The organism is Acinetobacter sp. YH12052 (genome assembly GCF_013419835.1).
GTDB classification, from domain to species: domain Bacteria; phylum Pseudomonadota; class Gammaproteobacteria; order Pseudomonadales; family Moraxellaceae; genus Acinetobacter; species Acinetobacter amyesii.
In genome coordinates this window covers 17,453-33,130 of the sequence record NZ_VOZI01000002.1, presented here as the reverse complement: position 1 = coordinate 33,130, position 15,678 = coordinate 17,453, and the positions used below count along the sequence as shown (strand labels likewise).

At 40.2% G+C, this 15,678-nt stretch carries 15 protein-coding genes; 2 read left to right on the top strand and 13 right to left on the bottom strand.

All coding sequences use genetic code 11. The annotated features are described in order from the left end of the window. Positions 1-8: 8 nt before the first annotated feature. From lpxA to rimO, 12 genes are all read right to left on the bottom strand, one after another. Positions 9-797 (bottom strand): acyl-ACP--UDP-N-acetylglucosamine O-acyltransferase, encoded by a 789-nt coding sequence (gene lpxA / locus FTU06_RS01425; RefSeq protein WP_168377606.1) that lies wholly within the window; start codon positions 795-797, stop codon positions 9-11. Further along, a complete protein-coding gene (gene fabZ, locus FTU06_RS01420) occupies positions 794-1,279 on the bottom strand; it encodes a 3-hydroxyacyl-ACP dehydratase FabZ (RefSeq protein ID WP_171263789.1) in 486 nt (161 codons plus the stop codon). Before fabZ ends, lpxA begins: the two co-directional genes overlap by 4 nt. A gap of 5 nt (positions 1,280-1,284) precedes the next feature. Then, positions 1,285-2,355 (bottom strand): UDP-3-O-(3-hydroxymyristoyl)glucosamine N-acyltransferase, encoded by a 1,071-nt coding sequence (gene lpxD, locus FTU06_RS01415; protein WP_180144472.1) that lies wholly within the window; start codon positions 2,353-2,355, stop codon positions 1,285-1,287. Positions 2,356-2,358: 3 nt separating this feature from the next. After that, the gene (locus FTU06_RS01410) at positions 2,359-2,859 is read right to left on the bottom strand and encodes an OmpH family outer membrane protein (RefSeq protein WP_180054434.1); all 501 of its coding nucleotides are present in this window, start codon (positions 2,857-2,859) and stop codon (positions 2,359-2,361) included. Between the two features lie 41 nt (positions 2,860-2,900). After that, the gene (bamA, locus tag FTU06_RS01405; RefSeq protein ID WP_373684682.1) at positions 2,901-5,342 is read right to left on the bottom strand and encodes an outer membrane protein assembly factor BamA; all 2,442 of its coding nucleotides are present in this window, start codon (positions 5,340-5,342) and stop codon (positions 2,901-2,903) included. 85 nt (positions 5,343-5,427) lie between these two features. Continuing rightward, positions 5,428-6,783, bottom strand: coding sequence for an RIP metalloprotease RseP (gene rseP, locus FTU06_RS01400; protein ID WP_180144467.1), 1,356 nt, complete (start codon positions 6,781-6,783; stop codon positions 5,428-5,430). A gap of 3 nt (positions 6,784-6,786) precedes the next feature. After that, entirely contained in the window at positions 6,787-7,983 is a 1,197-nt protein-coding gene (gene ispC / locus FTU06_RS01395) for a 1-deoxy-D-xylulose-5-phosphate reductoisomerase (RefSeq protein ID WP_180027017.1), read from the bottom strand. After that, entirely contained in the window at positions 7,984-8,808 is an 825-nt protein-coding gene (locus FTU06_RS01390) for a CDP-archaeol synthase (protein ID WP_078193533.1), read from the bottom strand. After that, positions 8,809-9,564 (bottom strand): polyprenyl diphosphate synthase, encoded by a 756-nt coding sequence (gene uppS / locus FTU06_RS01385; RefSeq protein WP_180088440.1) that lies wholly within the window; start codon positions 9,562-9,564, stop codon positions 8,809-8,811. A 6-nt stretch (positions 9,565-9,570) separates the two neighbouring features. Then, a complete protein-coding gene (gene frr, locus FTU06_RS01380) occupies positions 9,571-10,125 on the bottom strand; it encodes a ribosome recycling factor (RefSeq protein WP_078188724.1) in 555 nt (184 codons plus the stop codon). Between the two features lie 79 nt (positions 10,126-10,204). Beyond that, positions 10,205-10,933 carry a UMP kinase gene (gene pyrH / locus FTU06_RS01375; protein ID WP_078193535.1) on the bottom strand — a complete coding sequence of 243 codons (729 nt, stop codon included), beginning with the start codon at positions 10,931-10,933 and terminating at the stop codon, positions 10,205-10,207. 45 nt (positions 10,934-10,978) lie between these two features. Beyond that, positions 10,979-12,322: a 30S ribosomal protein S12 methylthiotransferase RimO gene (gene rimO / locus FTU06_RS01370; RefSeq protein WP_180088442.1), complete on the bottom strand. Its 1,344-nt coding sequence runs from the start codon at positions 12,320-12,322 to the stop codon at positions 10,979-10,981. A gap of 352 nt (positions 12,323-12,674) precedes the next feature. On the opposite strand from rimO, the gene glnL reads away from it, so the two are divergent. Together glnL and glnG are read left to right on the top strand one after the other, a co-directional pair. After that, the gene (gene glnL / locus FTU06_RS01365; protein WP_180144464.1) at positions 12,675-13,781 is read left to right on the top strand and encodes a nitrogen regulation protein NR(II); all 1,107 of its coding nucleotides are present in this window, start codon (positions 12,675-12,677) and stop codon (positions 13,779-13,781) included. After that, a complete protein-coding gene (glnG, locus tag FTU06_RS01360; protein ID WP_168377613.1) occupies positions 13,771-15,246 on the top strand; it encodes a nitrogen regulation protein NR(I) in 1,476 nt (491 codons plus the stop codon). The genes glnL and glnG overlap by 11 nt, the downstream gene beginning before the upstream one ends. A gap of 70 nt (positions 15,247-15,316) precedes the next feature. On the opposite strand, the gene FTU06_RS01355 is transcribed toward glnG, so the two are convergent. Continuing rightward, on the bottom strand, positions 15,317-15,643 hold the full coding sequence (locus tag FTU06_RS01355) for a hypothetical protein (protein ID WP_078193710.1): 327 nt from the start codon (positions 15,641-15,643) through the stop codon (positions 15,317-15,319). Between the last annotated feature and the right edge of the window lie 35 nt (positions 15,644-15,678).

Genomic DNA, 15,678 nt, shown 5'->3' with positions numbered 1-15,678 from the left:
CGCAGCATTTAGCGTACGATACCGCGCTTAGACTGCTCAAGTGAGTCGATCAACAATTGCGCTTCTGCCACTTCAGGCAAAATTTCAGTACGAATACGTTCAATCGCTTCATTCGTCGTTAATCCATCTTTATAGATCAATTTAAAGGATTCACGTAAACCTTGAATCACATTTTTAGACCAACCTTTACGACGCATTCCTTCAATGTTCATGGCAAAAGCATGGGCTGGATTACCAGATACCATGACATAAGCAGGTACATCTTTCAAAATAAGAGATGCACCACCAATCATACTGTAAGAATCGATTTTACAGAATTGATGAATACCAGAGTTACCACCTACGATGACATAATCACCAATGTGGACATGACCTGCAACGCCGACGTTATTAGCAAAGATATTATGATCACCTACCACACAGTCATGTGCAATATGTGTATTCACCATCAATAAATTATGACTACCAACTTTAGTTAGACCCTGATCTTGAACAGTACCACGGTGTAAACTACAGTGTTCACGAATCGAGTTATGATCCCCGATTTCTAACCAAGTTTCTTCACCAGCATATTTCAAGTCTTGGCAGACTTCACCAACACTGGCAAATTGAAAAATTTCGTTATGTTGACCAATACGGGTATAACCACCCACCACAACATGTGAATGCAGTTTAGTACCCGCTCCAATTGTGACTTGAGGACCAATAATACAATATGGTCCAATTTGCACATCCGGAGCAATTACTGCTGATGAGTCAATAATGGCGGTAGGATGAATTAATTCGTTATTGCTCATGCTGTCTCTGTTTTCTGATGCGAAACCATAATTTCCGCGGTTGCTGCGACTACGCCATCTACAGTGGCAACACAATTATATTTGTAAATGCCACGCTTTTGCATCACTAATTCTGATTTTAATACAAGTTGATCGCCTGCAACGACTTGTTTTTTAAATCGGACCTTTTCTGCACCAGCAAATAAGAACAACGAACCAGCTGAAGGTTTCTCATTATTCATAATGAAACCTAAGATACCCGATACTTGCGCCAATGCCTCAACAATCAGCACGCCCGGCATAATTGGGTATTCAGGGAAATGGCCTTGTAAAAATTCTTCGTTAATCGTTACATTTTTATAGCCTACAATCCCGTTGTCAGTCACTTCAACAACACGATCAACCAATAAAAACGGATAACGATGTGGCAAATATTCACGAATGGTCTGAATAGTCATTGGTAATTCAGGTTTTGTGAAAGCTGGGGTATTCGACTCTGTCATCATAATTATTTACGCAATTTAAATGTTGATTCAAGGGACTCAATTTGAGACTGCATATGATCAAGTCGTTTGACCAATTGGGTCAATGGCACATCTGCTAATTGTTTAAAGCGGATTGCTGCCTTTTTCCAAGAACCACTTTCAAGCATTGGCGTACCTGAAGAATAACTTCCAGCAACGGAAATACTTTTTGTGACCATTGACATACCGGTAATTGTCACATTATCTGCAATATTAATGTGACCTACGATACCAACAGCCCCTGCTAGCACACAATTTTTGCCAATAGTTGTACTACCAGCAATGCCACATTTCGCAGCCATTGCTGTATTTGCACCAACTTTGACGTTATGCGCGATTTGCACAAGGTTATCAATAATGACACCATCTTCCAAAATTGTGTCATCTAAAGCACCACGGTCGATACTACAATTTGAACCAATACGCACATCATTCCCGATACGTACAGAACCTAATTGAGCAATACGATGCCATTTCCCTTGATAAGGTGCAAAACCAAATCCTTCACCACCGACCACCGTATTTGCATGGATACGTACACGATCACCTAACTTGGCTTCACCAGTAATCGTCACATGCGAATCGATAAAACAATCTTTACCAATTTCAACACCATGATCAATCTTCACTTGTGATTCAATGCGCGTTCCTTCACCCACCACACTATTCGCACCAATCACCACATAATGCCCAATATAAGCAGTATCAGAAATGATTGCGGAAGGATGAATTTGGGCAGTACTTTCAATTCCTGTTTCTACAGATTTCTTTTCAAAAACATGCGTTAGAATAGCGAAAGCCAGATACGGATTGGGTACAACAATGAAGTTTTGCTGTGAAGAGATTTGTGACTGCATGTCTGCAGTCACAATCAGCGCACCAGCCTTAGACTGTTGAGCTTCATTCAGATATTTATCTGCGTTTAAAAATGCAAGCTGATGTGGTTGAGCACTCTCCAAACTTGCCATTCCGCTGAATTGCAAGTCTAGCTGACCAATACATTGACCTTGAACAAGTTGAGCAAGCTTTTCTAAACTGAATTTTTGAGAATTCATTGATTATTTAATTGCATTAACCTTTTGAATCATTTTATCAGTTAAATCAAACTTAGGGTCATACGCAAGTGCTGAATTTTTATTCAAAACAACATCTAACTTATTTTCTGTGCGCAATTGTTCTGCAACTTGCTTGATTCGAGTATCCATCGTGCGATTTAAGGACTGAATATTCCCTTGAACCGAAGCTTGAACTTTTTGCTGTAAATCAGTCAGCTCTTTAAGTTTAGCTTGATACTGTTGACCCATTTGCTGCTTTTGCGCAGCAGTCAACTTATCACCACCTTGCTGAGCTTTTTGTTGCATTGCTTCCAGCTCTTTTGCTAGTGATTCAATTTTAGTGGTTTGTGGTTTCAATTGCTGTTGAATTTGAGCATTTTGTTGTTTTAGATAAGTGCTTTGATCCACCACCTTTTCTAAATCAACCACACCGTAACCTGCTGCATGTACCACAGCAGAACATGACATACCCAATACCGCCAAACCAGCAAATAATTTATTCATCTTATTAACCTGTAATTTTGTTATTCCCAGAAGGGTCGTACTTAGAAGGTACGACCAATCTCGAATTGAATTTCTTTTGTTTCATCGCCAACTTTGTCATTCAGTGGGAATGCATAACTCAGTGAAATTGGACCAATCATCGTGATCCAAGTAAAGCCAGCACCAACGCTATAACGCATATTATTCATATCAAAGCCGTAGTTATCTTTACAGTATTGACGGTCTTCACTAGATTTAGGAACGTCACATTGGGTATCAAATACTTGTGCGCCTTCAGCAAATAATACTGGACGAACTTGACGCGCCCAATCGCCTTTAAATGGCACAGGTAAAGCTAATTCAGTACCAAATTGAATTAAAGCATTACCACCGACTTCTTCTGGGTCATAATCTTTTTCACCACGAGCATCATAATAGACACCGTCATATTTTGGACCTAAGGTGCTGTTGTCATAACCACGTACCGAACCAAAACCACCTGCATAGAAGTTTTTATAGAACGGTAAATCATTACCATAACCCAACTTACCATAGCCACGGAGCACAAAGTCTTTACCTAGTGGGAAATAAGCTTGTGCATCGTAAGTGACTTTTTGATACTCAACATCACTACCTGGTAAAGCAATTTCAGTATTTACGCGATGCGACATACCTGATGTTGGGAATACAGGACGGTTAAGCGTGTTATACGACCAACCTAGGTTTAAGTTATAGGTTAAAAACTTTCCTTCAAACGCACTTTCGTAATCATTATTAACTATGTTCGCTTCAGGACATGTCCATTCAAGATTGCTAGGATCAGGATTTACAATTGAACATGTATTAAATGAATTAGAATCAATGGTTTTACCACCATTTGCCTTCAAATAATCACGCACATATGTAGATACATACTCACCTGTTGTTACCTTGGTTTGATCTACATTTAAACCCATACTGATACTTTGGTTTTCATCGATCGGATAGCCAAAGTTAATACCACCACCAAAACTGTCAGTGACGTAGTTGTTAACGTTATAATCGTCATCTAACTTGGTTTTACGGTAATACATGTTATAACCACGGCGTACACCATCAATAGTGAAGTACGGGTCAGTTACACTGAGGTTATAGTAATCTTGAGTCTCTGAACGAGACAAATCGATAGAAACTGCATTCCCTGTACCCAAGAAGTTGGTTTGACTCAAACCTGCTTGGAAAGTCACACCGCCACTTTGTGAGAAACCAACAGCTAAAGTACTTGTACCCGAATGCTGTTCTTCAACATTTACGTTTAAATCAATTTGATCTGGCGTGCCCGGAATACGTGCAGGCTTAACATCAACGGTTTTAAAGAAACCCGTACGCTCTAAACGTACTTTAGACAAATCAATTTTTTCGTTACTTGCTAATGCACCTTCCATTTGACGCATTTCACGACGAAGAACTTCATCAGCTGTTTTCGAGTTACCTGTGAAATTAATACGGCGAACTGTGACTTGCTGCCCCGGATTCACATAGTAATTTAAATCAACCAATTTGGTGTCTTTATTGATTTCAGGAACAATGTTCACTTCTGCAAAGTAGTAACCTGCGTTACCGTATTTACGAAGTAAAAGCTGTTTCACACCATTCACTTTTTCTTGTGAATATAAATCGCCATCTTTATAAAGTTTTAAAGCGTTTAAATCAGTTTGCGTATAAAGCGTATCACCTAAGAAATGGGTTTCACCAAACTTAAATTGTTCACCTTCATCCACCGAAACTTCGATAAAGACATGTTTTTTATCTTCACTCAAATTCAGACTTGAGTTGGTAATGTTAAAGTTGATGTAACCTTTGTTGAGATACATCGCACGTAAAGCTTCTAAACTCGCAGCCATCTTTTCACGTGCGTAGCGGTCATTACGAGAAATGATCGAGTTCCAACCACTTTCTTTTAATGCAAAAATTTGTTTAATTTCGCTTTCTTTAAAGACCGTATTACCAATGATATTGATATCAAATACTTTGGCAGATTGACCTTCTTCAAACTCGATTAAGACATTGACACGGTTATTCGGTTGAGCGGTTGTAATAACTTTGACATCAGCATCATAGCGACCTTGCTGCATGTACTGTTGTTCTAATTCAGTTTCAACCGTTTGCAAAGATGATTTCTTTAAAACCTCACCTTCGGACAGACCCATTTTCTTTAAGCCTTCTTCCAAGGCTTCTTTAGGAATAAGTTTATTGCCTTTTAGCTCAACTTTAGAAATAACTGGGCGTTCAACCACTGTATATACAAGGGTATTACCGACTTGTGAAGACTTCACATCATCAAACAAACCCGACGCAAACATGCTACGAATTGAGTTTGAAATGATTTGATCATTGACACGATCACCAGCGGAGAATGGGATCATTCCGGCTACATTGTCAGGAGTTAAACGCACTAAGCCATCAACACGAATATCTTGTACTACAAAATCATCTGCTGCATATACTTGTTGTGCTACGGCCATAGCACTAACCAGTGCCAATGGCATAAATAAATGTTTGTGCTGCATGCCAGTCTTTTCCGCTGTTAATTTATTTCGTATAACGTTCTTATAAACGCATAATGTCATTGAATAGAGCCAGTAGCATCATGCTACCCAGCAATACCATACCAATTTTTAATCCAACCAATTGTATTTGTTCAGAAACAGGTTTACCACGAATTAATTCAATAAAATAGTAAATTAAATGACCGCCATCGAGCATAGGAATCGGTAGTAAATTTAAAATACCCAAACTTACACTCATCAGTGCCATAAATGAAATGAAGGTTTGCCACCCCATCTCAGCACTTTGTCCAGCCACTTTCGCAATAGTAATCGGACCAGATAAATTATCTAAACCAACCAAACCACGCACCATTTTTACAATAGAATTCAGGATCATACTAGATATCTGACCTGTTTTTTCTACCGCTTTGCCCATCGCCTCTACAGGCGTGTATTGAATGGTTTGTTTGTATTCGGCTGGAATATTGACTTTACCCGGATCACTTTGTACACCTAAAAGCCCTGTGACTTTACCCATTTGGTCACGCTTACCTTGCGGCATCACGCTTAAATGCACAATTTTATTTTGTCGTAAAACATCAATTTTAAGTAACTTTTCTGGAGAAGCTTGTACAACTTGTACAACATCAAACCAGTCTTTCATTTTTACGCCATCGATCGAAACAATTCGATCACCCACCTGCATCCCTTGGCGAATCGCTGCGCCATCTTCACTGAGTTTTGAAACTACTGCAGGAATTTCAGGATGATACGGTGTAAAACCTAGAACATCGAGTGGTGACTGAGTTTGATCACGTAAGAAACTTTGAATCGGTAAACTGAAGTTTTGAATTTGCCCTGCTCGTTCAGCTTGAATTTGAATATTGCCAGTTTCACCTACACGATCAACCAAGGCATAATTCAAGCGCTCCCAAGTGGATACTTGAGTGCCATCTACGGCAGTAATTTTATCACCAGACTGCATTTGCGCAGCTGCTGCAGGCGTATTCGGTAAAATTTTACCTACGCGCGTATTCAGCTGTTCCTGTGCAGGTAAAAATAAAATCCAAAACAACACCACAGCAAAAGCCAAGTTGATGAGTGGCCCTGCAGCAACAATTGCAATACGTTTCCAAGGGTGTTGTCTGTTAAATGCTTTCGGTAAGTCTTCTGCTGCGACATCACCTTCACGTTCATCCAACATTTTGACATAACCACCCAGTGGCAATGCAGACAGTTGATATTGAATACCTGATTTCTTCGACGTCCACTTGAGCAGTGTTGGGCCAAAACCAATCGAATACACCAAAACCTTTACGCCCAGTTTACGTGCAACAAAATAATGCCCAAATTCATGAATCGCTATTAGCGGTCCAAGTAGCAATATTGCTGCAATAATCATAAACAAGGCATTCATGTCTTAACTTCCTGAATTCAATACTGCTTTTTCAGCAACCATACGTGCCGATTTATCTGCATGCAAAATAACATCAATATTATTTGCAGCTGAGTTTTCAACTTGCCCCAACACATGTTCCACAATTTGAGGGATTTGAGTAAAGCCAATTTTCTCATGCAAAAATGCTGCCACGGCGATTTCATTGGCTGCATTTAAAATCGTAGGAGCTAAGCCTCCAGCCTTCATGGCTTGACGTGCTAATTTTAGCGCTGGGAATCGCTGTATATCAGGCTGTTCAAAATTTAACTGAGAATGAATAAATAAATCTAATGGAGGCACATGTGTTTGAATACGCTTCGGCCATGCTAATGCATGAGCAATAGGCGTACACATATCAGGATTACCCATTTGCGCCAAAGTCGAACCATCTACATATTGAACCATTGAATGAATGATACTCTGTGGATGGACAACAACTGTTACAAATTGTTCTTCAACTGCAAAAAGATGACAGGCTTCGATCAATTCCAAGCCTTTATTCATCAGCGTTGCAGAATCAACAGAAATTTTTTGCCCCATCGACCAGTTTGGATGCTTACAGGCTTGAGCAGGCGTTACACTTTGTAATTGTTCTAAACTATGATGTAAAAATGGACCACCAGATGCGGTGAGTAAAATCTGTTTGACACCCAATTTTGGCTGACCATGACGCTCACCTTGTAGATAAGTTTCAGGCAAGCACTGGAAGATTGCATTATGTTCAGAATCGACCGGCAGTAACAAAGCATTATTTTCACGTGCGGTCTGAATCATGATGTCACCCGACATCACCAGCGCTTCTTTATTTGCAAGTAAGACACGTTTACCCGCTTTCGCAGCAGCCAATGTCGGTAGCAACCCTGCTGCACCCACAATAGCGGCCATGACCACATTAACTTGTGGATGTTCTGCTACTGCGATTAATCCGGCTTCATCATGCAAGATTTCAATATCAGTTAATTTTTCAGCTACGAGTAATTGGCGCAGTTCATCCACTTTATTGAATGGAACAACTGCGATTTTCGGTCGATATTGTTTGCATATTTCGACAAGTTCTACAATTCGGCTATGTGCAGTGACTGCAAAAACTGAATACTCTTCGGGGTGCTGTTGCAGAATCTTTAAAGTACTTTGACCAATGGATCCTGTTACACCCAATATACAAACAGATTGTGACATCTATAAATCTACGCCAATTAATTTTAAAACATACATACCTGCTGCAAAGATAGGTGCTGCAGCAAGCAACGAGTCGATACGGTCCAGCACACCACCATGTCCGGGAAGAATACGACCAGAATCTTTGATCCCTGCACGACGCTTGATCATCGATTCAAATAAATCACCAAGTACTGAACTAAATACTGTTATTACTGAAAGTATTAAAAATAAAATATGTTCAGCGATGCTTAAATCAAGATAAATAATTTCAACAACAATAACAATTAGCATTGCAGTGAATAGACCGCCATATAAACCTTCGATCGATTTATTTGGGCTCACATCTGGTGCAAGTTTTTTCTTACCAAATTTACGTCCCACGAAGTATGCACCACTGTCTGCACCCCATACCAACAGGAACAGATACATGAGCCACCACGGTGAGTTCATCCACACAGAAAAAATAGCAGTTACCGCAGCAGGAACTAAGACTAAACCAATACCACTCAGACTCGGGTTATACCAGTTATCGTAATCAGGATAAGACTTCACCCAATAGACACTTAAGATCCAAGTAAAGATCGAAGCCGCCCAAAGCAGTAATGCAACATCTGTAAAATGCAATGCTAGTGCTGAAAGAATAGCAGTGACTAGACCATAGCCCCAAGCGAAAGGTTTAATCACATTTTGTGTATTCCGCGGCATGAGTTTGAACCACTCATAACCCGCGACAGCTGATGCAATAATCATCAGCACAAGCATTGGGTATTTAGACTCGGTTGCAAACATGCAACTCAGTACAACTGAAACCAGTACCAATGCGGTTATTATCCGCTCTAACATTTATTTATTCTCAAACTGCTCTTGTTGAATCTGCTCTGAGGTCTTACCAAAACGACGTTCACGACCACCAAATACTGCTAGTGCGTCGTCAAATTCTTCAATGGTAAATTCAGGCCATAATGTCTGGCTAAAATAAAGTTCTGCATACGCAGCTTGCCAAAGCAAGAAGTTCGAGAGACGGAAATCACCACCTGTACGAATTAACAAATCTACCGGAGGTAGATCACTTAAACTGACATATTGACCAAAGACTTCAGCATCCACTGCTTCAAGATCTATTTTGTTAGTTAAAACATCTGCTGCGATTTTTTTTGCAGCCTGTGTCATATCCCACATACCACCGTAACTAATTGCAATAGTTAAAGTCATGCTGTCGAAATTAGCAGTCCTTTGTTCTGCTTGCAACATTAAGTCACGTAAGTTAGGAGATAAACGAGAACGATCACCAATAAAACGTAGGGAAATGTTAAATTTTTCCATGCGTGGCAACTGTTCATGAATGGTTTCTTCAAGAAGAGCCATCAACAAATCAACCTCAAACTGAGGACGATTCCAATTTTCACTCGAAAAAGCAAAAACGGTCAGTGCTTGGATATTTCTTTTACGACAATGTTCAACGATGGGATCTAGGATGTCCTTTCCAGAACGATGCCCTTCACCTTTTTGCATTTGATTCTTTTTGGCAAAACGATTGTTGCCATCCATAATGATGGCAACATGTTTTGGAAGACGGGAAGTTTCTTCAGATGAGGTCATTAAAACTTAGACCTTCATCAATTCAGCTTCTTTTGCAGCCAGACGTTTTTCAACTTCAGCAACGAATTTGTCTGTGATTTTTTGAATGTCATCACCCGCACGACGCTCATCATCTTCAGAAATTTCTTTTTCTTTCAACAATGCTTTGATATCACCTAAAACATCACGACGGATGTTACGGATCGCAACTTTTGCATTTTCAGCTTCGTTACGTGCAACTTTCTGCATGTCTTTACGTGTTTCTTCTGTTAATGCAGCCATAGGAACACGGATGGCATCAGCAGTAATCGGGTTTAAGCCCAAGTCAGATTCACGGATTGCTTTATCAATTGCGGCAACCATTGAACGTTCAAAAGGCTGAACAAGTAAAGTACGAGAGTCTTCTACACCCACGTTCGCAACTTGGTTTAATGGCACATCAGAGCCATAGTAAGGAACCATAACACCATTTAAAATTGATGGGTGCGCGCGGCCTGTACGAACTTTGGCAAAACCATGCTCTAGAGAATCTAGAGATTTGTTCATACGGTCTTCTGCGTCTTTTTTAAGATCGTTAATCATGTGATCTTCCTTACTTAATTCGAAAAGATGTAAATTCTAAAATAGCTTGTAGTATAAAGAGCTTTAGGGCCCACGTACATTAGTTCGTAACGTGAGTACCCTCTTTTTCACCCATTACCACTGAAAGTAATGAACCTGATTTGTTCATATCAAATACTTGAAGTGGAACGTTGTGGTCACGGCACAAGCAAATCGCTGTTAAATCCATCACACCCAGTTTTTCATCTAAAACTTGGTCAAATGTTAATGCATCGTATTTCACTGCATCTTCATATTTGCTTGGATCTTTGTTGTATACGCCATCAACCTTAGTCGCTTTAAGGATAAGATTGGCTTCAATCTCAATACCGCGTAAGCATGCTGCTGTATCTGTCGTAAAGAATGGGTTACCCGTACCTGCAACAAATACACAAACTTCGCCACGAGTTAAATGACGAATTGCATCACGGCTAGAGTATGATTCAACTACTGCACCAATGGGTAAAGCTGACATTAGACGAGTTTTGATATTACGACGTACCAAAGCATCACGAAGTGCCAAACCGTTCATTACAGTGGCCAACATACCCATTTGATCACCTGTTACACGGCCAACCAAACCATCTTTTTGTAATTGGCTACCACGGTAAAGGTTACCACCGCCGACAACGATACCCACTTGAACACCTAAACCAACAAGGTGCGCAATTGCGAGTGACATTTGATCGAGCACTTGTGCATCGATACCCATCTCTTTATTGCCCGCTAAAGCTTCACCTGAAAGCTTAAGCAGGATGCGACCAAAACGTGGTTTTTTAGAATCAAGCATCATCAACTCCGAATTATTTAATTTCAATTATTTTTAATGAATCGTTTAAGCAGACTTAACCGAGATCAGTTTTGCAAATAAGTCATATTCATCTGCATCTGTAATTTCTACTTCAAGTAAATCACCTGCTTTAATCACTGACTTATCGATATCCTCAACAAAAACATTACCATCAATTTCAGGTGCATCTGCATAAGAACGCGCAACAGCAACTGGGAACTCTTCTTCAAGATCATCCACAAGTACTGTCATTTTCTGACCAATACGGCTTTGCAATTTTGCAGCAGAGATTTCTTGCTGAACTTGCATGAAACGCTCATAACGCTCTTGCTTGATTTCTTCAGGCACATGATCTGGCAAATCATTTGCAGTCGCGCCTTCAACTGGTGAGTAAGTAAAACAACCCACACGATCAAGCTGCGCTTCTTTTAACCAATCAAGCAACATTTGGAAGTCTTCTTCAGTTTCACCCGGGAAGCCCACAACAAATGTAGAACGAATCACAAGATCAGGACATTTCTCACGCCAAACTTTTAAACGCTCCAGTGTATTTTCACTGTGCGCAGGGCGTTTCATGAGTTTTAAAATCTTAGGACTTGCATGTTGGAATGGAATATCCAAATACGGCAGGATTTTGCCTTGTGCCATTAAGTCAATCACAGCATCCACATGTGGATATGGATATATATAGTGTAGACGCACCCAGATACCCAATTGACCCAATGCTTCACACATGTCATAGAATTTAGTTTTAACGGGCTGACCGTTCCAGAAGTCCAATTTGTATTTGGTGTCTACGCCATAAGCCGATGTATCTTGAGAAATCACAAGGACTTCTTTTACACCTGCTTTTTTCAGTGCTTGAGCTTCAGTCAATACTGAACCAACTGGACGAGAAACCAAATCACCACGCATGCTTGGGATGATGCAGAATGTGCAACGGTGGTTACAACCTTCTGAAATCTTCAAATAAGCATAATGTTTTGGTGTTAATCGAATACCTTGTTCAGGTACTAGATCAATAAACGGATTGTGTTTTGGTGGCTCAGGCACGTATTCGTGCACAGCTTCCATCACTTCTTGATATGCCGCAGCACCTGTCACTTTTAAGACATTTGGGTGCATTTGGCGAATTTTATCTTCGTCTTTACCTAAACAACCAGTCACAATTACGCGACCGTTTGAACTCATCGCTTCGCCAATGGCATCTAGCGACTCTTGTACTGCAGATTCAATAAAACCACAGGTATTTACAACTACTAAATCTGCACCATCATAATCTGATGCTACATCATAACCTTCAGTCTTTAACTGAGTTAAAATTCGTTCGGAATCTACCAATGCCTTAGGACAACCTAAAGAAACAAAACCGACTTTGGGGGATTTCATGAATCTGCGCTCCACTATAATCCGCGTATTGTATGTCTTTTCAAAACATAAAAACAGGTGAAAAGGCCACTCTTTATATCACGCACCAAAATAATGCTATAAATTCATCCATATAATTTAATTTGCACCATTTTAATGCATTTTAGATTTACAGCCTGTTTTTAATCGGCTATACACTTTATTTAAAGTCTTAAATAAGCGCATTTATTCAAATAAGCATCAAAACTTAGCGTATTTCTCAAATAGTTGGCTTATATCTTGCATAACTTGCATCAATTCGAACCTTATTAGATTGAACGATTTGCTTTATGAAGATGCCATTGCGCCATTTTAAGACAGGAACCTCTCGCTAATGGATCAGACTATGACGATTGATTACCGGCTTTTAGTGGATAATTTAACCACTGCCATTTTATTGGTCGATAGCAACCTGAATATTTTTTATTTAAATTCATCTTGTGAAGCGCTTTTTGACATCAGCTTACTTCGTGCATCAGGTCAGCCTGTATTAAATTTACTCCATATGCCCGATGATGAATTCAATACGCATGATGCATTAATGAATACATTAACTTCTGGTCAGCACTATACTCGCCGAGAAGCAACGATTAATGTCAACTTTAAAGACATTCATGTTGATTACACCGTGTCACAGCTCAACTCTGGTAAACCCTACCACCCGTTGCTATTGATTGAGCTGAATCAAATCGACCGGATGTTGAAAATCTCTAAAGAAGAAAACCTGATTCAACAGCATCAAGTCGCACGACAACTGATTCGTGGTGTTGCCCATGAAATTAAAAATCCTCTCGGTGGTATCCGTGGGGCGACACAACTTTTAGCGCGTAGCTTAAATGATCCGAAGTACAGCGAATTCACCGACATTATTATCAGTGAGGTGGATCGATTACGAAATCTAGCTGACACCATGCTTGGCTCTAGACAATTGCCAAGTTACGAGCCAGTCAATGTGCATGAACCACTTGAACGTGTCCGTGCACTGATCGTCAACCAAACCAAAAAGAAAATTAGAATCACCCGTGATTACGACCTTTCTTTACCTGATGTATTGGCAGATCGTGATCAATTGATTCAGGTCATGCTGAATATCAGTGTCAATGCTGTTCAGGCGATGACTGAAAATAAAGAGTTCTTTGTTGAGCATCAACCAGAACTCACCTTGCGCACACGTATTCAACGGCTAGTCACCATCAACGGTGTATTAAAACGTTCTGCGGTACGCATTGACATCGAGGACAATGGACCGGGTGTCCCACAAGAAATATTAGAATCCGTATTTTACCCATTAGTGACAGGACGAGCGAAAGGCACAGGGCTCGGCCTAAGCATTGCACAAAATATTATGCATCAACATAACGGAATGATTGAATGCCAATCAGTTCCTGGAAAAACAGTATTTAGCCTATATTTACCTTGGGAGTCAGATCATGTCGCGTAATAAGATTTGGGTCATCGATGATGATCGCGCCATGCGTTGGGTGCTGGAAAAAACATTCAAAGAAGAAGGTTTTGATGTTACCAGTTTTGAAGAAGCACAATCCGCTTTAGATCAGTTAAGTGTCGATGCGCCAGATGTTATTTTGACAGACATCCGTATGCCGGGTATTGATGGACTGACCTTTTTAGGTAAAGTCAAAGGCAACTACCCTGACTTACCTGTAATTATCATGACCGCTCATTCAGATTTAGAATCTGCTGTGTCGAGCTATCAAACAGGTGCTTTTGAATATCTACCAAAACCTTTTGATATTGATGAAGCTTTAGCACTTGTAAACCGTGCAATTTTGCATATTGCCAAATTACAACAACAAGAATCTGCAAAAACCGTTCAACCGATTCAATCTACAGAGATTATTGGTGAATCACCTGCTATGCAGGAAGTCTTCCGTGCCATTGGTCGTCTTTCTCAATCACACATTACTGTATTAATTAATGGTGAATCAGGCACGGGTAAAGAATTGGTTGCGCATGCGTTGCACAAACACTCACCACGTGGCAACAAACCTTTTATTGCGCTCAATATGGCAGCAATTCCAAAAGATTTGATCGAAACTGAATTATTTGGCCATGAAAAAGGCGCGTTCACAGGTGCCAACACACAGCGCCAAGGTCGTTTCGAACAAGCTAATGGCGGGACTCTTTTCCTTGATGAAATTGGCGACATGCCATTTGAAACTCAAACACGTTTACTGCGTGTTTTAGCGGATGGCGAATTCTACCGCGTTGGTGGTCACATCCCAGTCAAGGTGGATGTCCGTATCGTTGCGGCAACACACCAAGACTTAGAAAAGTTAGTACATGAAGGTCGCTTCCGTGAAGACTTGTACCACCGTCTAAACGTCATTCGTATTCATATTCCAAAACTTGCACATCGTAGTGAAGATATTCCGATGCTTGCACAGCACTTCCTAGCAAGTGCAGGTAAAGAACTTGGGGTAAGTCCGAAGATTCTTCGTCCTGAAACGCAAGAATACATGCAAAAACTGCCATGGCAAGGTAATGTGCGTCAGCTTGAAAATACCTGTCGTTGGTTAACGGTTATGATCACAGGCCGTGAAGTTTATCCAGAAGATTTACCGTCTGAATTAAAACAGATTCCAATTCAAGGCACAGATGGTAACCCTGCTGCTCAAGGGATTGATCGCATCGGTGTGCATCATTGGGATGAGCTACTTGGTCAATGGGCCGTACAAAAACTTAAAAATGGTGAGATGAAAATTCTCGACATTGCCACACCAATGTTTGAACGCACCCTCATCAATGCTGCACTACAGCAAACACGTGGGCGTAAGCGCCATGCAGCAGAACTTTTAGGTTGGGGTCGTAATACCTTAACCCGTAAACTTAAAGAACTCGGTATGGACAGTGCCGAAGATGATGTCGAAGAAGAATTAGAAAGTTAATTTTCTGATTTTCATTAAAAAAGCCAGTCACTTAACTGGCTTTTTTATTTTGAGATTTTTTAGCAATATTTTATGCCGTAAAGCCGACATAACGTGAATAACCTTCCACCCCTAAATCAGACTTATATATCAGAAACTCAGGGAAACTTGAGGCGGTAATTTCAGTAAACATATGATATTGATCATCATTGGCATGCAAGTCATCGACTGTATGCTGCATAGTTTGCTCAAATTCATCGGTAATAAACTCAAAACCAATATCCATTGCAATAAACAGCACATGCTCACATGGCTGTACATACTGCTCTTCTGACCAATCAATCACTTGCTGCTGACAATGTGGACACTGAATGTTATCTGAAGGAGAAATATCAAGTTCGATCAATTGATAAGACATAGAAGTAAATTTATTCATGAATATTAGATTTATTC